This window comes from Paenibacillus hunanensis, assembly GCF_014645615.1.
Lineage (GTDB): Bacteria > Bacillota > Bacilli > Paenibacillales > Paenibacillaceae > Saccharibacillus > Saccharibacillus hunanensis.
The window spans coordinates 472,974-498,979 of the sequence record NZ_BMMB01000001.1 but is presented as its reverse complement, the minus strand read 5'-3'; the positions used below and the strand labels follow the sequence as shown (position 1 = coordinate 498,979).

The 26,006-nt window shown below is 46.1% G+C and carries 21 protein-coding genes; 4 read left to right on the top strand and 17 right to left on the bottom strand.

The window, feature by feature from the left end:
- Nucleotides 1-352: 352 nt before the first annotated feature.
- Nucleotides 353-1,168: an MBL fold metallo-hydrolase gene (locus IEX62_RS02110; RefSeq protein ID WP_188773742.1), complete on the bottom strand. Its 816-nt coding sequence runs from the start codon at nucleotides 1,166-1,168 to the stop codon at nucleotides 353-355.
- A 57-nt stretch (nucleotides 1,169-1,225) separates the two neighbouring features.
- On the opposite strand from IEX62_RS02110, the gene IEX62_RS02105 reads away from it, so the two are divergent.
- Nucleotides 1,226-1,411 (top strand): hypothetical protein, encoded by a 186-nt coding sequence (locus IEX62_RS02105; RefSeq protein WP_188773741.1) that lies wholly within the window; start codon nucleotides 1,226-1,228, stop codon nucleotides 1,409-1,411.
- Between the two features lie 452 nt (nucleotides 1,412-1,863).
- On the opposite strand, the gene IEX62_RS02100 is transcribed toward IEX62_RS02105, so the two are convergent.
- From IEX62_RS02100 to cysT, 4 genes are all read right to left on the bottom strand, one after another.
- The gene (locus IEX62_RS02100) at nucleotides 1,864-2,898 is read right to left on the bottom strand and encodes a sulfate ABC transporter substrate-binding protein (protein WP_188774032.1); all 1,035 of its coding nucleotides are present in this window, start codon (nucleotides 2,896-2,898) and stop codon (nucleotides 1,864-1,866) included.
- A 131-nt stretch (nucleotides 2,899-3,029) separates the two neighbouring features.
- On the bottom strand, nucleotides 3,030-4,088 hold the full coding sequence (locus IEX62_RS02095; RefSeq protein ID WP_188773740.1) for a sulfate/molybdate ABC transporter ATP-binding protein: 1,059 nt from the start codon (nucleotides 4,086-4,088) through the stop codon (nucleotides 3,030-3,032).
- Nucleotide 4,089: 1 nt separating this feature from the next.
- Entirely contained in the window at nucleotides 4,090-4,887 is a 798-nt protein-coding gene (locus IEX62_RS02090; RefSeq protein ID WP_188773739.1) for a sulfate ABC transporter permease subunit, read from the bottom strand.
- Nucleotides 4,884-5,702: a sulfate ABC transporter permease subunit CysT gene (gene cysT / locus IEX62_RS02085; RefSeq protein ID WP_188773738.1), complete on the bottom strand. Its 819-nt coding sequence runs from the start codon at nucleotides 5,700-5,702 to the stop codon at nucleotides 4,884-4,886. Before cysT ends, IEX62_RS02090 begins: the two co-directional genes overlap by 4 nt.
- Before the next feature lie 507 nt (nucleotides 5,703-6,209).
- Between cysT and IEX62_RS02080 the strand changes: the two genes are divergently transcribed.
- Nucleotides 6,210-6,611 carry a secondary thiamine-phosphate synthase enzyme YjbQ gene (locus IEX62_RS02080; protein WP_188773737.1) on the top strand — a complete coding sequence of 134 codons (402 nt, stop codon included), beginning with the start codon at nucleotides 6,210-6,212 and terminating at the stop codon, nucleotides 6,609-6,611.
- A 484-nt stretch (nucleotides 6,612-7,095) separates the two neighbouring features.
- Here IEX62_RS02080 and IEX62_RS02075 read toward each other — a convergent pair whose 3' ends face one another.
- The 5 genes from IEX62_RS02075 to tkt form a co-directional block, all read right to left on the bottom strand.
- Entirely contained in the window at nucleotides 7,096-7,677 is a 582-nt protein-coding gene (locus IEX62_RS02075) for a TetR/AcrR family transcriptional regulator (RefSeq protein WP_188773736.1), read from the bottom strand.
- A gap of 200 nt (nucleotides 7,678-7,877) precedes the next feature.
- On the bottom strand, nucleotides 7,878-8,516 hold the full coding sequence (locus IEX62_RS02070; protein ID WP_188773735.1) for a YigZ family protein: 639 nt from the start codon (nucleotides 8,514-8,516) through the stop codon (nucleotides 7,878-7,880).
- 302 nt (nucleotides 8,517-8,818) lie between these two features.
- The gene (locus tag IEX62_RS02065; protein WP_188773734.1) at nucleotides 8,819-10,174 is read right to left on the bottom strand and encodes a glucose-6-phosphate isomerase; all 1,356 of its coding nucleotides are present in this window, start codon (nucleotides 10,172-10,174) and stop codon (nucleotides 8,819-8,821) included.
- 535 nt (nucleotides 10,175-10,709) lie between these two features.
- Nucleotides 10,710-11,021 carry a pyrimidine/purine nucleoside phosphorylase gene (gene ppnP, locus IEX62_RS02060; protein WP_188773733.1) on the bottom strand — a complete coding sequence of 104 codons (312 nt, stop codon included), beginning with the start codon at nucleotides 11,019-11,021 and terminating at the stop codon, nucleotides 10,710-10,712.
- Between the two features lie 185 nt (nucleotides 11,022-11,206).
- The gene (tkt, locus tag IEX62_RS02055; protein WP_188773732.1) at nucleotides 11,207-13,264 is read right to left on the bottom strand and encodes a transketolase; all 2,058 of its coding nucleotides are present in this window, start codon (nucleotides 13,262-13,264) and stop codon (nucleotides 11,207-11,209) included.
- Between the two features lie 237 nt (nucleotides 13,265-13,501).
- Here tkt and IEX62_RS02050 point away from each other — a divergent pair, with 237 nt between their 5' ends.
- The gene (locus IEX62_RS02050) at nucleotides 13,502-13,921 is read left to right on the top strand and encodes a hypothetical protein (protein WP_188773731.1); all 420 of its coding nucleotides are present in this window, start codon (nucleotides 13,502-13,504) and stop codon (nucleotides 13,919-13,921) included.
- 412 nt (nucleotides 13,922-14,333) lie between these two features.
- Here IEX62_RS02050 and IEX62_RS02045 read toward each other — a convergent pair whose 3' ends face one another.
- From IEX62_RS02045 to IEX62_RS02035, 3 genes are all read right to left on the bottom strand, one after another.
- Entirely contained in the window at nucleotides 14,334-14,600 is a 267-nt protein-coding gene (locus IEX62_RS02045; RefSeq protein WP_188773730.1) for a hypothetical protein, read from the bottom strand.
- A 384-nt stretch (nucleotides 14,601-14,984) separates the two neighbouring features.
- Nucleotides 14,985-15,881 (bottom strand): formyltetrahydrofolate deformylase, encoded by an 897-nt coding sequence (gene purU, locus IEX62_RS02040; RefSeq protein WP_188773729.1) that lies wholly within the window; start codon nucleotides 15,879-15,881, stop codon nucleotides 14,985-14,987.
- 432 nt (nucleotides 15,882-16,313) lie between these two features.
- A complete protein-coding gene (locus tag IEX62_RS02035; protein WP_188773728.1) occupies nucleotides 16,314-17,432 on the bottom strand; it encodes a deoxyribonuclease IV in 1,119 nt (372 codons plus the stop codon).
- 593 nt (nucleotides 17,433-18,025) lie between these two features.
- Between IEX62_RS02035 and IEX62_RS02030 the strand changes: the two genes are divergently transcribed.
- A complete protein-coding gene (locus IEX62_RS02030) occupies nucleotides 18,026-18,955 on the top strand; it encodes a TIGR01777 family oxidoreductase (RefSeq protein ID WP_188773727.1) in 930 nt (309 codons plus the stop codon).
- Nucleotides 18,956-19,754: 799 nt separating this feature from the next.
- Here the strand turns inward: IEX62_RS02030 and IEX62_RS02025 are convergent.
- The 4 genes from IEX62_RS02025 to IEX62_RS02010 all read right to left on the bottom strand — a co-directional run bounded on the left by IEX62_RS02025 (nucleotide 19,755) and on the right by IEX62_RS02010 (nucleotide 25,939).
- Nucleotides 19,755-21,908, bottom strand: a complete 2,154-nt coding sequence (locus IEX62_RS02025; RefSeq protein ID WP_188773726.1) for a DUF6382 and FHA domain-containing protein — start codon at nucleotides 21,906-21,908, stop codon at nucleotides 19,755-19,757.
- A 113-nt stretch (nucleotides 21,909-22,021) separates the two neighbouring features.
- The gene (locus tag IEX62_RS02020; RefSeq protein WP_188773725.1) at nucleotides 22,022-22,531 is read right to left on the bottom strand and encodes an A24 family peptidase; all 510 of its coding nucleotides are present in this window, start codon (nucleotides 22,529-22,531) and stop codon (nucleotides 22,022-22,024) included.
- Between the two features lie 107 nt (nucleotides 22,532-22,638).
- Nucleotides 22,639-23,631: a TadE/TadG family type IV pilus assembly protein gene (locus IEX62_RS02015; RefSeq protein WP_188773724.1), complete on the bottom strand. Its 993-nt coding sequence runs from the start codon at nucleotides 23,629-23,631 to the stop codon at nucleotides 22,639-22,641.
- Nucleotides 23,600-25,939, bottom strand: coding sequence for a hypothetical protein (locus IEX62_RS02010; protein WP_188773723.1), 2,340 nt, complete (start codon nucleotides 25,937-25,939; stop codon nucleotides 23,600-23,602). Before IEX62_RS02010 ends, IEX62_RS02015 begins: the two co-directional genes overlap by 32 nt.
- Nucleotides 25,940-26,006: the final 67 nt, after the last annotated feature.

Here is a 26,006-nt window from a genome sequence, read left to right as displayed (position 1 = left end):
CCATTTATTAGGATTATGTTGTAAGGAATAATGACATTTTTTATAATCCTAAGTTCGGACTACATAATCCTACGTAATCCGACTAAAAATAGCTAAAATTAAGTCGTTTGATACAAATAATCATCCGAAAAACACAAAGAAACCGTTATCATTAGATAGCGGTTCATGTTATATCTATTCCATTGCTATGTAGCTTAATACTTCATGTATATAAGAATATAGCATTCCGTTCCCCGGTTCCAAACCGAAGCCAATCCATGACCAGCCTCGGCTTTTATCCATATCGAGTAGGGAATTGAATGCCATAACGTGAGCTAGCATATGCTGTAGTATAGTACTGTACGTATTCCTATTATTCCTCAGGCAGCAGTGCAGAATAATTACCCAGATCCACGGTCATCCCTGTACGTGCAGGTGTTGCACCTGTCGGTAAAGGTAGACTTTTCCGTATGTCCACATCATGCGACATATGAGTAAAGATCGTCTGAATCGGGGAAAACTCATCGATTAAAACCGCTGCTTCATGCATATCATACACCGAGCGTGTCTCATATTCTGCTTGCTCATGGACAAAGGTCGTACCGAGCACGAGTAGATCCAGTCGATCCAACGGACGCTTTTGCTCCTCCGTCAGACCAATCGCATCCGGGCAATATACCCAGCTAAAATCCTGCTTTTCCAGACGATACGCGTAGGAATACCCATTGTGCCCGTGATTCACCTTCCACGGCGTTAGCTTCCAGCCGCTCAAAATCATGCCATCGTCATTGGCGATCATTTCCAGATGACGACTTATCCATGGAAATTGGCGCAGGATCAGATCAAGCACTTCCTGTGGTGCAAACACACGTCCCTGCTTATTTTGCCAGCGACAGGCATCTGCCCATTCCGGTAGCCCACCAATATGATCAAAATGGGCATGTGTAATCACAATATCGGTAATATCAGCACGTCGATTGATCATTTCCATTTGCAATCGCCAGTCAGGCCCGCAATCCATCAGGAAATCGCCACCTGTACCTTCGATGAGTACTGAGGAACGCAGTCTACGGTTACTACCTCCACTACGTGCTTCCTCGCACACCTCACAATCACAATATACGCGGGGAACCCCCATCGCATCTCCGGTACCCAAAAAAGTTAATCGGTCCACTATGCGTCCGTTCATTCCGTCTTCTCTCCTTGTGCCTGATGATATCATCTTTGCTCGTCATGATTACAGTATGTGGATTGGCAAGCTTACCTCCAACGTATACACCGCCTGGATCGTCTGCTACAGGTACACACGCTGATGGATGATACCGGACGGATGATGAAGCAGGCTCTACCTGGCGTATCGCCATCACCTCATGCCCGAATACCACTCCCTACCGAGAGAAAACCGCGCTTCCGATCTGCGCCAGCGAAGTAGCTAAGGACGCGATCCGTTCAGCCGTAATTGCGAATAAAAAAGTCAGGCTGTTTATATTGAACTATAGTTATTTATATCCATAGGATTATATCTTAGAGTATACCATTTTCCTGAAATTTGCGACATCCGCTCATTCCAACTTCCTACCGCAAATCGATCCCTTTTCTTCAGGGATGACTATAGACATACAAAAAAGGGAAAAGCCGCTATTCGCGCTTTTTCCCCTATTTATTTCCCTGGTTTTCTATTCTGCATACATGGAGATGTAAAACGACGTTATTCCGTAGCTTTATCTCTCCATACTAGCATGCCGCGCCATCGATCCTCTACTGATATCATCTACTTAATATTATCTACTGATACCATCGCCGATAACAGTGTAAGAACTAGCTTCGTAAAAGATAACAGATAATGAAGTGTAAGAGATCATTCACATCTGCATACAAGCGCATTTAAATACCTGCTAGCACCTGATACCATATCCCACGCTTGGAATACAACGTGCTGCGTACCTCGCTCCAGCCCCCAAGATATTGAATATCAAACAGTCCTGGCGGCGTTGGATACTGCTGCTTATGCTTGTTGAATACAGTCTGGTCAACCGGGCGGAAGCCATTTTTTGCAAAAATCTCCTGCGCTTCCGGTGTGTACAAATATTGCAGGAATGCTTCTGCCACCTTGCGTGTACCATGCTTATCCACATAGGAATCGACAACAGCCGCTGGATTTTCGATCAAAATCGTATCGTCCGGTACGACCAGATCATACGCCGCTCCCTTTGCCATCCGTGCCAGCAATTCATTTTCATAGGTAACGATCACATCACCGACACCATATTCAAAGGCTGCCATCGAGGCGCGCCCACTTTTATCAAGCGATTCGATATTTTGATGCACAGCCTCCAGAAATGCTTTGGCGGCGGCTGGATCTTTTTTGCCTTCTGTTCGTTCGGAGGCTTTCAGTCCGGCACCATAGATAGCGTTAATGTCCCATTGTGCGCCGCCCGAGGTTTTCGGATTTGGATACAGCACTTTCACACCAGGACGGGTCAAATCCTGAAAGCTATGAATGCCGAGTGGATTCCCTTTGCGTGTCCCGAGCACGACAATGGAGCGCGTGATCATGCTATTGTCCGGTGCTTCCTTTTTCCATTGCTTGTTGACCAGACCAGCCTTGACCAGCTTATCAATATCACCTTCCAGTGACAGTACCGCTACATCCGCTTCAAAGCCACCTGCAATCGCTCGTGCCTGTGTACCTGAAGCTTCATACGATTCCTGAAAAGTAACGGTCTGCCCTGTCTTCTGCTTCCAATACGCCTGAAACTTGGGCAAAATCTCACCAAGCGCATCCTTAGCTACACTATATGCACCGATCACTAGCGTTACGTCCCCGTTATTCGCAGATGCCGCTGCTGCGGATGGTTCACTGGCACTCTTGCCGCAACCAGATAAAACTACCGTCAGCAGCATGAGCACTGCCAGCATACCGATACTGTATCGTTTCCAACGTGTAGCTATTCGTATTGTTTTCACGTCGGCTTCCTCCCTCTGATCAGCCATTTGACCGATGATCCCATTCTGTACCTGTAGTATTTTCTGCTACGTATCGGCTGTATTTAAATGAACATCGACACATTGTCCGCCTTGAGTGCATTTTCAGCAATCCAGCTTTCTTCCTCGTTAAACAGGTACGCACGGTGCACCAGCACATGTACCTCCTGTCCAACCTCCAGCGTTTCCTTTTCCAGCGAACGATAGGTGATCAGACGGCTTGCTCCCACTTCCACCTCGACCATCCACTGACTTCCACGGAAATGGAGATGTCGCACGGTTCCCTTTTCTGTAGCTGATAATAGACGGAACTCACCAGCATGACCGATCTCGATATACTCGGGACGAATCAGTGCACGCGAAGCCTGTGAGCTATTTTCAAAGCCCTTCAGTCGATTCACATCCTCAATAATGGTCGATTCCCCGATAAAGGAAGCGACAAACGGCGTGGAAGGCTGCTTATAAATGTCCCATGGTGTCCCCTTCTGCTCGACACGTCCACCATTAATGATCATAATCTCGTCAGCAACCTCAATCGCCTCATCCTGATCATGGGTGACAAAGATCGAGGTAATGCCGACACGCTCGATCAGCTCGCGCAACCAGGTGCGTAGCTCCTGCCGAATCTTCGCATCAATCGCGGCAAATGGCTCATCCAGTAGTAAGAGCTGTGGCTCCGGTGCAAGCGCACGGGCAAAGGCAACACGCTGACGCTGCCCACCGGATAGCTGATGAGGATAGCGATTCTCAAATCCAGACAACCCTGTCAGCTCTACCAGCTCCTGTACACGCTCGCGGATCGCAGGCTTCTTGAGCTTTTTTACCTTTAGACCAAAGGCGATATTTTCAAATACAGTCATATGCTTAAATAGCGCATAGTTCTGAAATACAAAGCCGATCTCTCGCTCCTGTGGCGGCAAATTATTCACACGCTGACCGTGGAATACGATATCACCGCTATCCGGCGTCTCCAGCCCTGCCAGCATACGCAGAATCGATGTTTTACCCCCACCACTTGGGCCGAGCAGACCGATCAGATGCCCTTTTTCAATCGAAAAGCTGACGTCCTTAACCGCATGAAATTGACCAAAATGCTTGTCCAGATTGCGAACCTCGATATGCATATCAATGCACTTCCTTTCGTTTCTTCGCACGCTCCATGAGCAGTAATAGCCCGATTGAGAATACCGCCAGCACAAGCGCAACGCCATTCGCTGCGGTCACATTGAAGTTCTCCATATCCTGATAAACGAGCGTTGTCGCCGTTTGCGTTTTGTTAATAATGTTACCGGACACAACCAGCACGGCGCCGAACTCACCCAGCGAGCGCGCCACCGTCAGAATCGTTCCATAGATCACCGCCCAGCGAATCGATGGCCAGGTCACCTGCCAGAACGTTCTCCAGCTATATGCACCCAGTGTAGAAGCCGCCTGCTCCTGATCGGTTCCCAGCTCCTGTAGTACAGGCATCACCTCGCGTACCATAAGCGGAAAAGTGACGAATAGCGTGGCAATCACCATACCCGGAAATGCGTATACTACCTTAAAGCCAATCTGCTCGAAAAATGCACCTACAATCGTATCCGGCCCAAGCAGCAAGACGATCATCAGACCACCGATAACCGGCGATACCGCATAAGGCAGATCGACAATACTGTTAAACAATTGCCGCAGGCGCCGACTCAGCCATGTCGCACGTACAAGATAGATGCCCATCATAATGCCGAATAGTCCATTGAGCAGCGTAACGACCAGCACAATCAAGCCGGTCATCTTGAGTGCATGCAGCGCCTCTGGCCGTGCCAGTGCCTTTATAAAACCACTCGTGCCTTCACCAAAGGCACCTGTTGCCAGTACAACAAGCGGAATCAGAATCAGAATGCTGAACACGAGCCAGGTGAGCGTAATCCATAATCTTTTCATGTGTCCGCTCTCCTTGTTTGCACGAGATTAATCAACCATAGAATTAAGAAGGATAAGGTGAGCAGCAGAATAGAGACGGCTGCCGCCCCTGCTTCATTATCGCTCTCCACCTCGCCGAAAATGTACACCGATGCGGTCAGCGTTCGTCCCGGAATATTACCAGCGACCAGTACAACCGCTCCAAATTCAGCCAGCGCCCGTGAAAAGGCGAGCATCGCTCCACTCAAAATCCCTGGTAGCATCGCTGGTAAAATCACTCGAAAAAAGGTCAATGCACGCGATGCACCAAGCGTGTACGATGCTTCTTCTGCCGATGTATCCAGCTCCTCCAGCAACGGCTGAATCGCCCGAATCACAAACGGAAATGTAACAAATACCATCGCCACGACAATCGCTGGCTGGTGAAATACCAGATCCAGTCCAAGTGCCGAAGCCGCACGTCCGACGACACTATGCGGCCCGAGCAGCACGAGAATCATCAGCCCTCCCACCGCAGTCGGCAGCGCAAACGGTAGATCGACAATGCTGTTCAGTAGCGATTTGCCGGGAAAGTCATACCGCACAAGCACCCAGGCAGACATCGTCCCGATCGCCACATTGATAACCGTTGCCACTAGTGCAAGCTGTAAGGTGAGCAGCACCGCCTTCCATGCAATCGGATCAGCGATATTTTGTACAAATGCGCTCCAGCCATCCGATAGCGAGTTCACATATACACCTGCAATCGGCAGTACGATCAGTATCAAAAAATAAAGTAATACAGTTGTGCGAAAGCCCCATGTCCAGCCCTTGTGTCGAATCCAGGTATTATTCACGTCATAACCCCTTTACCATTGACCAGTGATAGTTCAGATCGAGTACTCCGTTCCTTGCATCCGAGTCATTATATCGATTGATTTGGTATAATGCGTTCGAATCTTTTCATTTAACCTTTATTTCCTATTAGGATACTTGGTTTTAAATCTTAGCCATACTTTAGCAAAATCGTCACATTTGCGTCAATGTCCTCACAACTTTTTGCCAAAATGATTAATAGTGGCGACGAAAAGCTCTAATTTAGACTTTTCTGAGATAAAAATGACCGTTATACCGCTGAATAGAGGCGATTTTAACACATTTGTCACCCTACCGTGGAATTATGTTTAGCATGACTGAAACTGTATCGGTTACAGTTACTTTTTCACCTTCCTATTCAAGCTATAGCCAATTCGGGTAATATAAGAGCAGAATCATGGCCGAAAATGATCATTTGACGATCATTTTGTGCAAGAACAACGAGTGTAAGCACCAGACTGATAAAAAGCCAATCAGGAGGGAATACGATGCTAGAAACGATCACAATTTCAACCCATAAACGCGATGAAATTAGAGATATTACACGAGATGTAGCTGCACTGGTGAGCCGGAGCGGCGTTCAAAGCGGAATTGTCATTATTTATTGCCCGCATACGACAGCAGGGATCGCGATTAATGAAAATGCCGACCCTGACGTAAAGCATGATGTATTAATGCGACTGGATGAGGTCTATCCGTGGGAGCATCCGAAATATCGCCATATGGAAGGCAATACAGCCTCACACCTCAAGTCCATCACAACCGGGCCATCTCAGACAGTCATTATTGATGGTGGGCATATGCTGCTAGGACGCTGGCAGGGTATCTATTTCTGTGAGTTCGATGGGCCACGTACACGTGAATATGTAGTGAAAATTATGGAAGGCTGAGGGTACTATAATTGTTCTCTATCGCTATAATTGTTCTATGTAGCTATAGCCTTCTATTTAGTGATAACTTTCTTTTTAGTTATCCCCTTCTGTTTAGCTATAGCTAGTTCATAAAAGTATAGTTAGTTCATAGAAGTATAGTTAGTTTATAAAAGGATCGACAGTCTATACAGCTATAACAGGTTGAGAATACAGCGCACAAAAAGGCGGCTTCCTGATCTCTGTCATCAGGTGAGCCGCCTTTTATGTTGATTACCGTGATCGGTAAGATTATCCTTGCTCTGACTCCCTCGTCCGCTATAGGGATTCAACGTTTTGACAGGGGAAAGTCTTAAAGTGTGCAGACGCACAGCATCCATGGTTTACATCCTTTTTCACTATAGATTTTACTTCTACTGTATTTTGCCCCACCGGGATGCCTGAACGAGTGTAAAGCAAAGCTAGGCTGAACAGAGGCGTTATCCTCTAACCTTCAACGTTTCGCTCACAGTACCCGGCACAGTGTTTTAACATGCGCATTGGCGGCAGCTTCGACTTCCTCATACGTGACTCGATCCTGAATATAATACGAGATAAAGCCAAGGATCGATAAAAATAAACTCAATGGCACGGTATGCATTGCTTCCAGCGAATGCTCATTCAGATCCATATTGCCTCTCACAATCGAAGCAAACACTTCAAAGCAGCGTGCTTGCTCAGCACGACAATAGCTTAGCAGCTCTTCGTCACGAATCATAAACATGATCTCATATTGGTGCGCATTATTCAGTCCAAAGCGAATAAATTCCAGCAGTAGACGTTCCACCTTGCTCGTCTCCCCTTGCTCTGGCATATCCTTTACCTGATTCAGCAATTGACATAGATGATCAAAGTCCTCCATCACAATCGCATAAAACAATTCTGCTTTTTCCTTAAAATGATAATAAAGCGAACCATGGCTGTAGCCTAGATGCTGACCAATACTTCGCATCGATATCGCTCGATATCCTTTTGTCACAAATAGATGCCTAGCGGCTTCCAAAATTCTCTCTCTTGATAACTCCTGCTCAACCGCTCTACGCGCCATAGTGTGATTCCCCTTCAAGCAAGCATTTTGCATGATCCGTTCCGTATCATCTGTCTGTACGTATGGCTGTATACTCGCCATCTATAGCTCGAAAACGGCATACCCCGCTTGCCAATTTCAGTCCAGATGATGGTCATGAGCGGATACATGACGTCATCGATTCTTCTTATCCGGTATGATCTGCAATCCCTACAGATCGTTCACTCTGCAAAGTAACGCTGCTCTCCCCGTGTAATGACGGATTGTCCCTGAGTAAGATCGGTCATCCAGGCTTCAAATGCGTCCGATTCACTGGCAACCGGTAGGCAATTTAAAATGACCTTGTCCGTGAATTCCGTTTCCCCCATGCGAATATCACGATTACGCAGCTCATTTTCCAGTTTTCCAAGCCATGTATAATCAATCTCGACCCGCACCTGCTGATGGAGCACACGCGTGATCGCCTTGCCTGCTTCAATCGCTGCAACTGCACCATCCGTATACGCACGGATCAATCCACCTGCACCTAGCATGATACCGCCAAAATAACGAGTGACCACAATGACGATATCCTGCAACCCCTGGTTTTTGATCACCTCCAAAATCGGCTTACCCGCCGTACCACTTGGCTCTCCATCATCGGACTGACGCTGAAGCTCTCCGCGCGAGCCGATCAGATAGGCAGAGCAATTATGCGTGGCGTTCCAATGCTGTTTTTTGATGCTCTCGATAAACTCGAGTGCTTCTTCCTCTGTTGCCACTGGCTTGGAGTGACCGATGAAACGCGACTTTTTGATCACTATCTCTTTTTCGCCGGCTTCCTGTATCGTTTTGTAGCGTTCTGGCTTGTCTGTTGTCATGATGTTCCTTTCCTTGTATAAGATCATTCTTGCCGATCGTATGAGGCAGAACAAACAATAGGTATTAGTATATATTCATGAGCAAATGCCTGCACGATATGGGTATGATAGCACCGAGGGTCTTCCCACAGTTACTAAAGATATCATACACCATATTTAGGTATCAAGAAAGCAGCCCCCCGACACTCCGGTCAGAGAACTGCTTTCCTCGTGAAGTTTATCCTATTTTACATCAAAAGTAGCTCTGTCGAAAAGACCTTTACAGAAGCTTCTTCCGCAAATTCAAACAAATGCTCGCTGGATTATTCGGAAAGACGTGCTTCCAGCTCCGCTTTTTGCTTTTCAAAGCCCGGTTTGCCCAGCAGAGCAAACATGTTCTTTTTGTAAGCTTCTACGCCTTCCTGGTCAAATGGGTTCACGCCAGACAGGTAACCGCTGATGCCGCAGGCTTTCTCGAAGAAGTAGACGAGATAGCCGAAGGAATATGGCGTTTGGTCTGGAATGTTAACGATCAGGTTAGGCACCTGTCCGTCAGTGTGTGCTAGCAATGTGCCCTGGAATGCTTTTTTGTTAACAAAGTCCAGCGTTTTGCCAGCCAGGAAGTTCAGACCATCTAGATCCTCTGGATCTTCTTCAATCGTAATATGACTTGCCACTTCTTCAACCTGAATCACAGTTTCGAAGATGTTACGGCTACCATCCTGAATGAATTGACCCATGGAGTGCAGGTCAGTCGAGAAATCAACCGCTGCTGGGAAGATACCCTTGAAGTCTTTACCTTCACTCTCGCCGTACAACTGTTTCCACCATTCGGATACGAAGTGCAGGGATGGCTCGTAGTTGACGAGAATTTCGATCGCTTTACCTTTACGGTGCAGTGCGTTACGTACCGCTGCGTACTGGTAGCTTTCATTTTCAGCAACATTTGGATTGCTGTATTCTTTGGCTGCCGCTGCTGCGCCGTCCATCATTTCCTGAATGTTGATGCCCGCTGCCGCGATTGGCAATAGACCTACAGGAGTCAGTACGGAGTAGCGTCCACCTACATCATCAGGGATGATAAAGCTCTCGTAGCCTTCTGCATCCGCCAGTGTTTTCAGTGCGCCTTTTGCACGATCTGTTGTCGCATAGATGCGTTTTCTTGCTTCTTCTTTACCGTATTTTTTCTCCAGCTCAGCGCGGAAAATACGGAATGCAATTGCTGGCTCGGTTGTTGTGCCGGATTTGGAAATAACGTTAACCGAGAAATCCTTACCTTCGATCGCTTCCAGCAGATGGTTCACATAAGTGGAGCTGATGTTGTTACCTGCGAAGTAGATTTCTGGTGTTTTGCGTTTGTCTTTTGGCAGTACGTTGTAGAAGGAATGGCTCAGCATTTCAATCGCTGCGCGCGCACCCAGGTAAGAGCCGCCGATACCGATTACGATCAGTACATCGGAGTCGCTCTGGATTTTCGCCGCTGCTTTTTGAATGCGAGCGAACTCATCTTTGTCATAGCTGTTCGGCAGATCGATCCAGCCCAGGTAGTCAGAGCCTGCACCTGTACCGTTGTGAAGCTGCTCATGTGCAAGGCGAATCGGCTCAGCGAAGTAATCCACTTCATGTTGAGCAACAAAAGAAAGAGCTTTGCTGTAGTCAAATTTCACTTTTTTAGACATAATTCAATACCCTCCCATAAATTCATTCTGTATGCAGCACCTTGCTGCACCGTACCCTCGGCAGCCAGCTCATCACTTTCTAACTGGCTGTGCGAGGCAAACCCAATGTTAAGTATGACGCGATGCACGCATCAATGCAAGCCGATGCACGCAGGATGCCGATAACGCATCACATCTGTACTTCCATTAAGCGTCAGGCATAATGACCATTCACTCGTATATAGCGTCATAGCAGGCTGCATACGTCGTGACCGGACAGCCTCTTCTTTTACGCCATGCAAATCCATGCATTAATCGACAAGCTTGATTGGTCTGTATCCAGCGGAGCGGAAATGTTCTGGATGTCGGAACACAGACCCATGCCATGTATACATGTAGCACACACCGATATGTTTACCCGGATTATCCGGTTTCCAAAACTAGAATGCCACCATACAAGTCATTCTCGCATACGAAGATGCTAGCCAGACGTCAGTATAATCCAGTCCATCTGCCATGACCAATGACTTATGTTATAGCTAACCAGTAGGATCGATCAGGAATACGAGCAGCAATAGTCGGTAACTGTGCTGATCTCCAGCTTGAAGCGTGTATTGGCTGGCACCTCAAATGTAGCTGTACCATCGATGTGCAGCCATTCCTCGCTACCTGGTAACAGAACGGATAGCTTACCTGCCAGAATCTCCATCGTTTCATGCTGATCTGTACCAAACTCATACGAGCCTGGCAGCATAATGCCCAGCGTCACTTTGCTTCCATCCGGCAACAATACGGTTCTGCTCGTTACCTTGCCATCATAGTATACATTTGCTTGCTTAATTACAGTTACATTTTCGAATTGGCTCATTCGTCATTCCGCTCCCTGCATGTGTAATGGCATTACCTTCAGCATTGTGACAGCAGCAATTTTACAACCTCGCGCTGCCATCTAATCTACAATCGCTCTGAAATATATCAGAAAAAAGCGCAGGGGCGGCGCTTGGCCACCTCTGCACCTTGTAAGCAATTTATTCTATACGTGTTCCAAAAAGCTTAGGACAGCAGACCTTTTACTTTTTGTACAACGTTATCTACAGTGAAGCCGTACTCAGCGATTACGCGGTCGCCAGGAGCGGAAGCACCGAAGGTAGTAATACCCAGGATTGCGCCTTTATCGCCCACATAACGCTCCCAACCGAAGGTTTGAGCCATTTCGATTGCAAGACGTGGTTTCACATCTGGCAACAGAACGGAATCACGGTATGCTTGATCTTGTTTTTCGAACAGTTCCCAGCTTGGCATGCTGATAACGCGAACTTCGATACCTTCCGCAGCAAGAGCTTCCTGTGCTTTAACAGCCAGTTGAACCTCGGAGCCTGTTGCGATCAGTTGTGCTACTGGTTGACCCGCTTTAGCATCGGATACCACGTAAGCACCTTTTTTGATGTTTTCGCGTACGCCTTCTGTTGTACCAGCCAGAATTGGCAGGTTTTGACGAGTCAGCACGAGTGCGATTGGACCGCCTTTGTTTTCAACAGCGTGTGCCCATGCAGCCGAAGTCTCGTTACCATCCGCAGGACGGATTGTAGTCAGACCTGGAATGATGCGAAGAGAAGCCAGTTGCTCGATTGGTTCGTGTGTAGGACCGTCTTCACCAACAGCGATACTGTCGTGAGTCAGTACATACGTTACAGGCAGACCCATCAGAGCAGCCAGACGTACAGCTGGACGCAGATAGTCGGTAAATACGAAGAACGTACCGCCGAATACTTTGATACCGCCGTGCAGAGCAATACCGTTCATTGCACCAGCCATCGCGAATTCGCGAACGCCGAAGTAAATGTTACGGCCAGCACGAGTATCTGGTGTAAAGTTGTCCAGACCTTTCAGGTGAGTCATTGTGGAGCTCTCCAGGTCAGCAGAACCGCCTGCCAGCTGAGGAACACCGTTGATCAGACCATTCAGTGCATTACCAGAAGCTACGCGTGTCGATACCGCTTTGTCTTCTGTGCTGTAGAATGGTAGTTCTTTATCCCAGCCATCAGCCAGGTTACCAGAGAATGCAGACTCAAATTGAGCAGCCAGTTCTGGATTTTCTTTTTTGTATTGAGCGAACATGTCGTCCCATGCTTTGTTGGCTTCTACGCCGCGTGCTTTTACTTTTGCAAAATGCTCGCGTACTTCTTCTGGTACGTAGAAATCTTCTTCATATGTCCACTGATAGAATTCTTTTGTCAGCTTCGCTTCTGCGGAGCCCAGTGGAGAACCGTGCGTACCGCCGTGACCGCCGATACCTTGTTTGTTCGGGCTACCATAACCGATCACTGTTTTCACTTCGATCAGTGTTGGACGGGAAGTGTCAGCTTTCGCTTCTGCCAGTGCCGCTTCGATTGCAGGCAGATCGTTACCGTCTTCTACGCGCAGTACTTGCCAGCCGTATGCTTTATAACGATCTTCTACATTTTCAGAGAAGGACAGACCTGCTTTACCGTCCAGTGTGATGTCGTTTGAATCGTACAGCATGATCAGTTTGCCCAGTTTCATGTGACCTGCCATAGAAGCAGCTTCACTCGCTACGCCTTCCATCATATCGCCATCACCACAGATTGCATAAGTGAAGTGGTCGATTACGTTAGCGTTGCCTTTATTATAAGTAGCTGCCAGATGTGCTTCAGCGATTGCCATACCTACTGCCATCGCTACACCTTGACCCAGTGGGCCAGTTGTTGCATCTACACCAGCAGTGTGACCAAATTCAGGGTGACCTGGAGTTTTACTTCCCCATTGACGGAAGTTTTTGATTTCGTCCATTTCCAGACCGTAGCCGGACAGATGCAGCAGGCTGTACAATAGCATGGAGCCGTGACCTGCGGACAGCACGAAACGATCGCGGTTTACCCAGGTTGGGTTCGCCGGATTGTGTGTCATTGTTTTAGCGAACAATTGGTAACCCATTGGCGCGGAGCCCATTGGCATACCAGGGTGTCCAGAATTAGCTTTCTCGATTGCGTCGATAGAAAGCGTACGAATTGTGGAAATCGAAAGATTGTCCACGTTAGAGTTTTCGGATTTGGAGATGCTTTGTTCTTGCTCTTGTTTCTTGTCAGTCATGTTAATCCTCCTCATTCTTCTTGGTAAAGCGAGGTGCTCGGCTCTTATTTCATTTGAAACAAGATCGTCTATTCCGTTTGAATACCTCTCAAATGAAATATGTCCCTTGAGTCTTTCAATTTGACTTATTAACCCTTTGTCCATTGTAACACTAGTTTGGACAGTTTACCATATCGTTATTTTGTTCCACTGTATTTATACCCAATATCCCCTATACGAAAAGAGGAGGACTGTATTTTGCGTACGATTATTAGACAGGGATTGCTAGCTGGATTGATCAGCGGCATCGTGCTCGGGCTTGTATTGAAATGGATTCAGTACCGCACCGGATCACTTGTGTACACATTATTGTTGAATATTGATTTTATTCCGTTATTGCCACCACGCTTGCCTGAATGGTTAGAATTTGCGCTGCATCTGGTGGTTGCCCTCGTGCTTGGTGTTCTTTTCCGATGGTGGATCACACGCTGGCAGCATCCGTGGCTGGCAGGATTGACGCTTGGCTTCGCCTCATCGTTATTATTTTTCCCACTAACGATGCTGTCTGATCGTGTGCCTGCGTTGCAGGACTGGCAGGCTTATATGTACTGGCTGAGCGGGCATGTGCTGTATGGGCTGGTGCTTGGTGCTGCTGGTGCCTTGCAGATGCGGAAGTAAGCTGGCTGATCCGGTTTGAATGTAAACGGAATGTGGACGGCTAGTATGATGAGTCCAGTCTGCTCCTTATCGTGAGCCAGCAAATGTACCGGATAAACGGATATGAAATCACTGGCTCTTTATGCTGATTAGACGCATGCTCATTTAAAATAGCATTTCAATATTAACCGCGCATTAAAGGGAATAAAAAATAACAGCCTTTTGCATCTCACAGACAGATGAAGGATGAGCTTCGTCTCGTCGGTTGGAAGAAAGGCTGTTATTGTTTGGATGTTACGTATTTAGCTGCTGTACACTTTGAATGAAGCCTATAGCATTAGATTCGCCATCCCATGTATATGATGGGTATGCTTATCCTACAGTTGTTTGGTTATTGATCCTCAAGTTTAAAATTGAATTCTATCCTCAGCGATCAATTCGAAAATACATAACCACCGAAAATATAGCCGCTGGTATCCTGTGCAATATAGTTTAACGTGCCGGAATACCCTCCCCGGTTGTAGTAATAGGTTGGCCCCGGATTATTAGGCAAGCGAACCTCTACATACTTACTTGCTGTTGGCACACTCAAAGTTGGCTGCGCAGCCGAAACAGAAGTTGGAGCGGAAACGAAAGCAAGTGTTCCTACGACTAGAGCAGAAGATACAAGCATTTTCCAAGCCACATTCACAAATTTCATAGTTACGCTCTCCTTTGATATGTATTTTGATAACGTTTACATTTTAGCATAAAATTACACAATAGTAAAATTAATGGAAGTATTATTGATTGAGCCTTTGGATATGTGATGTTAAAAGAAATTTTGAAAAAGATTAAAACGAATTTAAAACAGATTCACGACTTGCTTGATGGTAGCTTAAAACTGTTTGTAGAATTAATGAAGTTCGTTAAATAATACTATAAGCTTTGCTTGGATACTTTTCATTTAACGTCTACTACAAGGGTGGCAAACTCAATACCCATATAAAAATGCCACTCTCATTATAAGAGTGGCATTTGGCATCACTATACTTTTAAACTATCCAACATAGCTTGGATTACCATGCATCTATTTCAAGCACAATTAGTTAAAAACAACCGTCTTGTTCTGATGTACTAGAATGCGATCCTCTACATGCCATTGTACAGCACGTGCCAGTACCACACGCTCAATCGTACGACCGATACGCTTCAATTCATTTACGTTATCGCTGTGACTCACACGCTGCACGTCTTGCTCGATGATCGGGCCACCATCTAGCTCCTCGGTAACATAGTGCGCTGTTGCACCGATAATTTTCACACCGCGATCATAAGCTTGCGCATATGGCTTACCGCCGACAAAGGCTGGCAAGAAGGAGTGGTGAATATTGATGATGCGGTTACGATAATGCTCGATAAACGATGGCGAGATGATCTGCATGTAACGCGCCAGCACGATCACATCGATATCCGAACCGATCACTTCGAGCTGACGGCGCTCTGCCTCCTGCTTCGTATCCGCTGTAACCGGAATATGATGGAATGGAATACCGAACGATTCCACATAGCTGCGCATATCATTGTGGTTGCTCACAACCATAGCGATTTCGGCATCCAGATCGCCTGCCTGCCAGTGCCAGAGCAGCTCAACTAGACAATGATCTTCTTTAGAAACAAAGATAGCCAGACGCTTTTTCCGACTCACTTGATTGATTGTCCATTTCATCTGGAAACGACCTGCAATACCTTCAAAGCTCTGCTGTAAGGATTCCAGGTTGTCTGCCAGCTGCGGCAGATCGAACTCTACACGCATGAAAAACATGCCGCCATCCGGGTCCATCGTATATTGATCCGATTGCACAATATTAGCGCCGTGCTCATACAAAAACTGAGAAACTGCTGCTACAATACCCGGTCCATCCGGACAGGAGATGAGCATACGTGCACGGTTATCCTGCGGTTCGCGTGCAGATCGATTTTGTTTAACATGTACTTCCATAATACATTCATGTCCTCCTTAAATAACAATACAATGGCATATTCTTCTATCTGATCGGTGCCATAGCTTGCATCATATACGAATATACGTGTTTGAATATCCGCATTAGCTTCATCCTAAGGCTACAGCTAGTCCTGATCTGATCGTCCACTCGCTCTTTATTCAGCAGCTCCAGCATGTTCTTATTCCCAACACTGACCGTCCACTGCATCCAATTAGCCGATATGGCAAAATATCTTATATTACAATCTATGTGATATGGCACGCAAAGTAAATAGATTTCTTGCTCATAAGCCAGAAATCAACTATTCTAATATACCGCATTAAAGCGAAAAAGAACATGCAAAAAAATAATCCCGGCGCTTACCGGGATTATTAGAATATGAATGAAGAATAGTGTAGAGAATATTTAGTGTAGATATAGAGAAACACTTACAGTGATTGTTTACCTGCCAGCCAGGCAATCAGACGCGAATTGATCTGCTCTTCACGCAGTGTGGCAAACATGCCTTCTTCCGCGACTAGATCATACAAACGCTCCAGCGGCTCACGCGGATCAGCTTTACGTGCTTTCGCATCGTTTTTCAGCACTGCCCACGTATCCAGCACATAGGTACGCGCATCGATTCCTTTTCCATCAAAGAATTGGTGCAGCTTGCCCACATCGTCAACAAACTCATTGCCAAAACGTCCAGCCACATCACCGCGCAGCAACGCAATCTCAATCTCATACATCGGATGCTGTTTTTTCGCATCCTTTCCGATCCAAGGCGTTTCCAGAATGAATGGACGATTTTTCAGCTTCTCATGGTGTACGACACGCTGAATCGCCTCATAGCCAATCCAACCCGAGCCGATCGGAGTATGGCGGTCTTTACCTGCACCAACTGGATTTTTGCTATCGTTTACGTGCACGACAGCGATACGATCAAGCCCAACGGTTCGGTCAAACTCATCCAGCACGCCATCCAGGTTGTTCACCAGATCATAACCTGCATCATGCGTGTGACAGGTATCAAAGCATACGGTTAGACGCTCATTGTGCGGCACAAGATCCATAATACGAGCGATCTCTTCAAAGCTACGCCCAATTTCTGTTCCTTTACCGGCCATCGTTTCAAGTGCGATATTTACATCTGTTTCGCGTACACCAGCTAGAACCTGCTCCAGACCTGCCGCGATCCGTTTGATGCCATACTCGGCGTCCATATCGGTAAACGCACCTGGATGCAGAACAATATTTCGTACACCAATTTCATGCGTACGATGAATTTCTTCCTGCAAAAAGTTCACAGCCAGCTCATACGTGTTCTCTTTATACGAGCCAAGATTGATAATATATGGTGCATGGACAACAATTTCCTCAACGCCCATTGCATCCATTTTCGCTTTACCTTCTTCGATAAACATCGTGTCCATCGGTTTGCGGCGCGTATTTTGCGGTGCGCCGGTATAAATCATAAACGAGCTTGATCCATATTGATCTGCCTCAGTCGCTGCACTGAGCAGACCTTTATTTGAAAACGATACATGAGAACCAATTTTCAACACGTTCTTTTCCTCCTTGGTGAAAGCTACTCTGTCCTTACTGGCGATACTTCTCATTCATATAGCTGGCGTGCAAATCGCATGGTATCATGCTACTTCATATAGAACCTAACCCCATAGCATATTCTAGTTCCTTAAACTGTAATTCCCTGATGTACACATACATATGCCCAGCAAAACGTATAGCATACTCTACGCTTACCCGTATGCCACTTCATAAAAGCGCCAGTTGAATCTCACTTATTTTAACGTGAATAGTCCCAGAAAGCTAGAAATCCTCGATGAAGAAATGATAAATAGAATAACAGGTCAGTAGCCCTCATTCATGGGTAATACATGATAAGACATCCTATAATTGCACACGTTTCGGTGAGCAAGCTCATACGATTGCAGGTTTGCAGAATATCCTCTGCAATGGATAGATTGACACAACCCCAACATATTCTTACCTTATGATTAACGTATTCTACCCCATATGATCGCGTTTCGATGATCGGCGAATCCGCTTAACCATGAATCATTACATCATGAAATGAATCCTTATCCGTACATTGCATCATTATCCATATTTATGATCTGACCAAGGGGGAATTGCTATGAAAATTGTAATTTGCGGCGGTACAGGCTTTGTCGGCAAGCATCTTGTTCCATACTGGCTGAATGAAGGACACGAGGTCATCATCGTCACCCGGCATCTGACACCAGAACGCTCTAGTGCAGAACGTGTTCACTATATGACGTGGGATGATCTGGAGCAACGTCCAGAAAAGATCGAAGGTGTTGATGCGCTGGTGAATCTATCCGGCGAATCGCTCAATCAACGTTGGACAACGAAAACTAAGCTGGATCTGGTCGAATCCCGTATGCGTACCGTTAATATCGTTTCCAAAGCACTTGAAAAGCTACAACACAAACCAGAGGTTGTCGTGCAAGCGAGCGCTATGGCGATCTACGGTACATCCGACGATGAAACTTTTGACGAAAGCAGTGAACGACGTACGATGAACTTTCCTTCCAGCTTAGCCGAGCAATGGGAAGCTGTTGCAGATAGTATTAAGGACGTTCGTCTGATCAAGCTACGCATCAGTATAGTGCTTGGAAAAGACGGCGGTGCCTATCCACTAATGAGTCTGCCATATAAGCTATATGCTGGTGGAAAAATCGGCTCCGGCCATCAATGGGTATCCTGGATTCATATTGATGATATGGTGCGCTTGATCGATTTTTGTATTCAAAATAAAGAAGTAGAAGGCCCGGTAAATGCTTCCTCCCCAGGCCCGGTGCGTTACGCAGAGTTCGGCGCCACCCTTGCCAAAGTGATGCATCGTCCACACTGGTTCCATGTGCCTTCATTCGCTATTAAGCCTGTGCTTGGTGAAATGTCTGTTATCCTACTCCAAGGTCAGCGGGTGATCCCACAAAAGGCACTGGATCATGGATTTACATTCCACTATCCTGATCTACGCTCAGCGATTGCTGAACTGGAAGGGAAGGAAGTTGCTGTTCACAAAAATAAGCGTGCGTGAAAACATACGTGAAAATGAATAAATGTATGTGTGCATGTGTGGTGTGATTTGAGCTATGTATGATCCGCTTGATGATATGGAGAAGTTGAGTGGATGTGTAATTGGGCTGGGCTTACGGTTGAGTACAGTACCGATCGATCGCAGTAGTACCATTCGATATGACTCTGAAAAGTCACAATAACCCGCAATAGATGAAATCGTTCTGCACAAGCATGTTTAGAAGCGATTTCAAATTGCGGGTATTGTTTTGTGATTTCACTTGTTTGAGTCAGTGATAGTTCGGTAGTTCTGCAGTTTTGTGGTTCTGTCAGTATTATTCAGCATGGCTTATTTGTTATAGTTTGTTGCTACGTTGTATCTTTATTGAGAAGCTTGCTATTTTGCTGTGCTCAACTTTTGTTTTATATTTGCTAGTTATGCTTTCTAATTCTTCGCACTTCTTCTTACTTCTGTTATCGCTTTTACTGGTTGTAACGACTTTAGCACTTCTAGCACTTCTAGCACTTCTAGCACTTCTAGCACTTCTAGCACTTCTAGCACTTCTAGCACTTCTAGCACTTCTAGCACTTCTAGCACTTCTAGCACTTTACTAATTTTGCTATCTTCACGTTTTTTATTGCTGTTGGTATTTCTGCTTTATTTCTAATTTAATGCTAATTCATTGCTATAGCACTTCTACGTTTTTATCTCACTTCTATTTGTTTTAGCTACATAACACTTCTATGAATACTTCTACATGGATTGCTACCTTATTGCTTTTGGCCACTAACTGAATACTCCAACTCCAAAACAGTTCGTATCAGCTAGTTAGCCGAAGTGTGTACAATGCTCTAGCTATAGTAAAGCTATCTCCATCCTGCATGGGATACGATTTATATGGAACGAGTGCTTCTCCTTTGAGCTGTGTACCGTTACGTGAACCAAGGTCTTTAATAAATACCTGTCCCTGGCGTACTTCCAGCTCTACATGATTACGTGAGGTGCCTACCGATTTTTCATGATAGTGCACACCATCTTCTGCACGCCCAATAATAAAGCTTCCCTTACGCAGACGAATCGACTCATTGCTCCCTCCCTCCTTATCACGACGTTCCAAATAACCATTCCAGACATTTTCGCTCATAGATGTCGGGTTCGAGTTGTCACGCTCATCGAGCAACACAGTTGCCATATGGGAAGATAATGTCTCGGTAGGAGCATAATTCGCATAGCCTGCTGCTTGATTTTCAAACTGATGAGCTTCACTAGAAAAGTTGCCATACGAATTCCCATATTCATCTGATGCGCGCGTTGTACTAGCAGATTGGGAATTCATTGAATCAAAATTCATCGCTACTGATCCTGCCCCTGTCTTCATAGCAGATGCCTGATCATTACGATTCCCGTAGCCGTTATGTTCGATCCCACCTGCGTTATCATATTTATTTCGAGAGGACGAATGTGCAAACGAACCAAATAATTCCGCGATGCTACGTTCTCTTTGCTGGACAGACTCCTGTGACGGAGCGGAATGGTTAGTAAAATGTGGTACGTCACTTTCACTATTCGGCATCGCCGCTGCTGGATGATTCATCGGTGAAGCTGTAATCGATTCTTTATTCCAGCGCCATTGCTCTTGCCCATAAGCTTCTGCCTCTTGCTTAGCTTTACTTCCAAAGCGCCCTGATTTAAGCGGTGTAGCATTAGAAACCACTGCGGAATGAACGTTGACAGGCTCAATAGCCGAATTAATTTTGGGACCGATCGAAATTTTACCTTTGAGTATCAGATAGATCGTCAGTACAACTGTAATCGTTAATGCCGAGCAACCATATAGCATGAGATCATTTCCATGCTCTAAATAACCATAACGCCAGATCATTGCAATTAACAGAGCGCTACCTGCCAGCAAATACGTCCGATACGAGGATGGAAGCTTCTTGGGCTCTTGCTCCATATCTCCTGTATCCTGATAATCTGGATTGCTGTTCACTGAAGCCTGCTTTTTTTTCGTATTAAATAGTGCGCGTTTGGGTTTATTTTCCTGTTGAACTGAAGCCATACTACCAGCAGATGACATACCAGCAATCCCCTGTGTAGGCTTAAATGCTGCCTGTGTCTGCCAATCTGCTCTAGCTCCCTGCCCATAAGCTGCTTGTTCACGCTGCACTTCTCGTGCGCCAGCTGGATGAGCGTATGGCGCTTCATTGGTAGCATAGCCAGGTAAACCCTGCGAAGACGCGCTGGAAAATCCCTGACCCGTATTATTGTAATCAGCAGCTTGTCCTCCTGCTGACATTGCTCCTTCATAGGTAGCGGCTGCCCAATCCCGGTCACCCGGACGTGGTGGATAAGATGCTCCAAATGTAGGATTTTGCCGCTCTGTAGCCATTGTTCCTCCTGCAAGCTGATGCAGCAATAATTGCTTTAAGCCAGCCAGTGTAAACGACTGATCCTGACAGTAACGCAAAATCTGCTGTACGATATTGCCATGAAGCTCTCGAACAGCCGCGATCCATTGCGAAGCCAGCTGAGCAATATGCTCCTGTACTGGCTCATCTGTCAGTGATTCTGTAACAGGTACATACGCGATATATAATCGCCCGGCCTGTAATGTACCGTCGATAAACATATAATCTTCATCCAAAATGTAATTAGATAATGACAGCATATACTGACTGCTCTCTTCCAGCGTCGATACAAGCTGCAATAACAATCCTAAATATTCAGCAATACCAATCGCTTCACTTTGCAGGCAATGCTTGAGCATCCGTTTACCTGTAATATCGTAGCGTAGCTGTGACTTCATGTTTAGTTCATGCAAATGTAATTGCAATACACCCTGTATACGACTCGATAGCATCATACCGGTTTGCGTGCGGCTTAACTCGCCAGACGCGAAGCCTTGCTCCCGATCAATAATCATGAATGTTTTACCATCCTGAATAAAATCCTGTGTTAATGCACTACCCATAAACACAATTCCCTCCTAACCCCATTCCAATCTTTTGTGATCAACAATCACTTGAGTTTTTATTCTTTTATTGCCTTATTTCTTCATTCTATAATTCCTCTAGTCTCGTCATTTCACACATATAGATAGCAGAAAATCACCCCAGGCAATACCGCTGTCATAAATGGAAACGTTAAATATTGCTGATGCTCTGCCTGGTTAGGTCGGATCGGTTGCTTCCACAATAAAGCTCCTGTAATACGCCATAATACGGTTCGCATACGTACAATCGTTTCGCGACGCCAGATCATAATCACAATACCGATCAAGCCAGCAAACAAAATGGAATACATCATCACCTGCGCCGTCATCGCTAATCCAAACCATGCACCAATTCCTGCAAATAGCTTGACATCACCTGCGCCAACCGCTCGCATAATATATAACAGCAGCATGATTCCGAAGCCTAGCAGCATGCCTTTACTAGCAAACCAGGCTCCCTCCCAGCCCGCATCAACAGTGTGATATATGATCCCTGTGAGTGCAAAGATCAGATTAAGCAGATTTGGAATTTTGCGTGCGCGGATATCGGTCCAGCATGCCCATAAAATAAAGACTCCACTACCTATAAATATCGTTTCCATTTCAGTTGACTCCTTTACTCACGAAAATGACGTCCCTGCCATTTTCACCGCTTCGCTATTCGGTGTGCATCACAGTCAGCACCCACTCGTACTGCTCCTATTACGAATTAGGGTATAGGATAAGCTCCTGTTCCTGGGGCACCTGAGACAACTGGACGACCATCGTACGTAGCAATCTCAAATGTACCGCGGATTTTTTGCCCGTCTTCTGTCGTCAGTACATACGTTGCCCAGCCTGCCGAAGCGGAAGAAGGAATTTTCCATGTCCAGATCAGATTGCCATTCGCATCAGCGACCGCTTCTCCTAGCCCCTGTGCAGTGCTAACCCCACTTTTGTAGTGGACTTCTAGCTTCACACGCGAATTGGCAGGCGCTGTGGCTGCAATGGAAATAAGCGATTCAGGATGTGCAGGATGCGGTACAGACACGACACGTACACCTGTTTCCTCCTTACTATCATCACTGGAGGCTGCTTCACCTTCTCCAGTATCCCCGATCCAGAGACGCTCTGTAGCACGCGCTTGTAATACAATTGGCTTGAAAATAAGTGGCACCTTGAATGGCAGCTCGTAACTTAGCTCTACTCCAAAATAAGGATCACCTGAAAAATCCGGTACCGTCACCTCGGTTACATGGATACGATCATAATCAAGACCATTATCCGAAGACACTTGCTCAATAAGCGGCTTGATCGATGAATCCAGTACCGCTGCGGCAGCCTGATTTTTAAGCTGACGAAGTCGAGTATCCCCTGTACTTGCTGCATCCTGAATCCAATCATTTAACGGCGAAGGGAAGACAGAGCTATACTTTGCTGCAAGATCGGTCAGGCTCAGCTTCTGCATAATAGGAGCATTATCCACCGCCTGGGCTGCTATTTTTACCGGATACATATGTGTCGCCACATACTTTGCAGTATCCGATGCGGTGTTATTCAGAGCGGTGGATAGCAATGTCATCTGTACGATATATACGAGGAAAATAGTAACAAACAGAAAGATCGGGAGTACCATCGCCGCTTCTAGAACGATGCTACCCTTTTCTTCACGTCGTAGCCTTTTCACCGGATTAGTAACTGTAATCTGCCTGTTGATCCGCATAATATACACCCTGCTCTACTGAACTATTGTTATAACCGGAGCGTAGCATCTTCGTAATGCCCGGCAAAAACCATACCTTCATCCCTGTGCGCACATGGGCAGTTGCATACGTATCTCGTTCCTGTGGATTGATTTTTGTGTTATAGCGAATAAGTGCCAGCATTCGAGACATCTTTTTCTCATTGTTCGTTTGCAGTAAAAATAGTCGCAAATAATCACGATACTCAAACTCCACCTTCAAATAATCCGATAGATCCGTATGTCCTTTGCTAAACAAATCAAACATATCCATAACGGCACGCTCTACACCGTAAGCGATCCCAGCTGCCAGCACTGCAAGGGGATGTCCCAGTCGTGCATTTTTCACTAAGCCCTCAGCCGTACGAATCGCCAGTCGTACACCAAAAATTTCGGTGTATGCGGCTGTTAGATTGGCAACGGGGCCATTGAAGCCGTACACGATATATTCCAGTTGCTGCTGATCTACTGTCAGCATCGTCAGCGCTTCCTCTGCACTGCCACTGTTCATCAGATCATCAATCGGAAAATCTCCTGCCAGTGAGGCATCACGCTGTTTTACTGAATCGAGCAAATTGCCCCACATCATCACATCAAATGGCTCAAAATAATGAATCGCATACTCATTCATAAAAAACTCATTTCGGCTCTTCATCAGCACATCGGAGACACCACCAAATAAAATATCCATTGTGTTCATCGATTCCTGACTCTCATCGTAAGGATCGCTATTCAATGATTTCTCGGCATTAGAGCCACCGCCGACAACCCGGTTAAACTCCAGATTGGATTGGTAATAGCCATCTACCTCATCAAAGCTAACATTAGCTGCTTTGGCGCCTGCTCCCAGTGCAGCAATGGTAGCAATCATAGCAGTTGCCTTTTTCATCGATTGCTTTGCTTTTTTTTCATTAGCTGCCACGGTATCCGTCCCTGCGCGAGCAGTAGATACATCCTGCTCAATTTTGCCTAGTGCACCAGAAGGTGATTCTGGCTTACCCATGTACGCTTGCAGATACCGATCCAGCAGTCTGGCAGCAGCGATCGTTTTTGATTCTAATACCAAAGCACTACCGGATGTTCGTGCAACCTGCTGCTGTGCTTCGCCTGTAGCAACCTGCACAGCTTGTCTGATTGCCGCATAGTCAGTCTGCTGACTCGTATACGTTGATTCCATTCGATTCATCAATTCTTCAGGCAGTACCAGCTGCTCCAGATTTTTGCGCAGCTCGGCAATTTGCGCCTCGGCTGATGAATTTGCAGATGTGTTGGTGCTACCAGGCGTATGTGTGTTACTAACACGATCATAAGCAGCATTCGCTGCTCGACTTTTCGCTTCTTTAATGATCGTAATAATCTTTTGGTTCTCTTCACGAATGGTTTGCATTAGAGCAGCCGCGTCTTTATATGTAGCTCCGTGTTGAATGACTAGCAGACCAGCTTTGGGCATCACTTTACTGATTAGACTTGACGCATTGCTTTTGTATTTTGCTATCTTTTCTGTATGAATAGCTGATTTCTTGTTCTTTTTACGCTTTTTATCCTCAGCGATCTTGCTTGCATAGTCGCTAAACTGCGCCGCGATATCAGCAAGCGATTGGATCGAGCCGATGTTTTTAGATGCAATACGATTGGCCGCTGGATGCATGACCATTTTGGCGAGTTCTTTCACATCCAGTGCTGTCTTCTTTTGCAGAGCAATCAGATCGTCAATCGCTTTTTCTCTCTTTTCATAAGGAACGCGAACCTTGTTCAACACATCTACCGTCTGTGTGGTTTCCTTCATAATGATTGACATGCCACGTAGCTTCTCGACGACCTCGACTGTAAAATCGATCGGTGCTTTATACTTCATCTCTTCCTGCACCTGCTGGTTGAATACATCATATTTGCCGAGCGGACGACTCATCGCGATTGAGGTATCACCAACTTGTAGTGGAATCAGATTGAAGCTGTCATCCAGATCGGTGTAACTCAGATTGTCAGCCGCAGCGATATCCAATAATTTGTTCGGATCACTTTCCCCAAAAGCGAATAGACCATAGCCAGACTGAAACTCTGGCTCATACGCCGACATCACGGAGCGCAGTAGAGCATGTGTTAAGCGCTCCGCCTGCACCTGCATCGCCGCAATGCGCGCATAATCAATAAATACCGCTGTAAACAAAAACACACCGGCAAGCACAACAATCATAAAAATAGTGACCGCACCACGAGCATCTGTCGCTCTGTGCCGCAGCGAGCTCACCCAGTCTCGCCATTTGCGAGCTGAACGTCGTTTTCTCCCCATAGTTCCTCCACTAAGCATTTCCATCATTCAGACATTTGTATTTTGCTATTCACCGCTTAATCAGCTA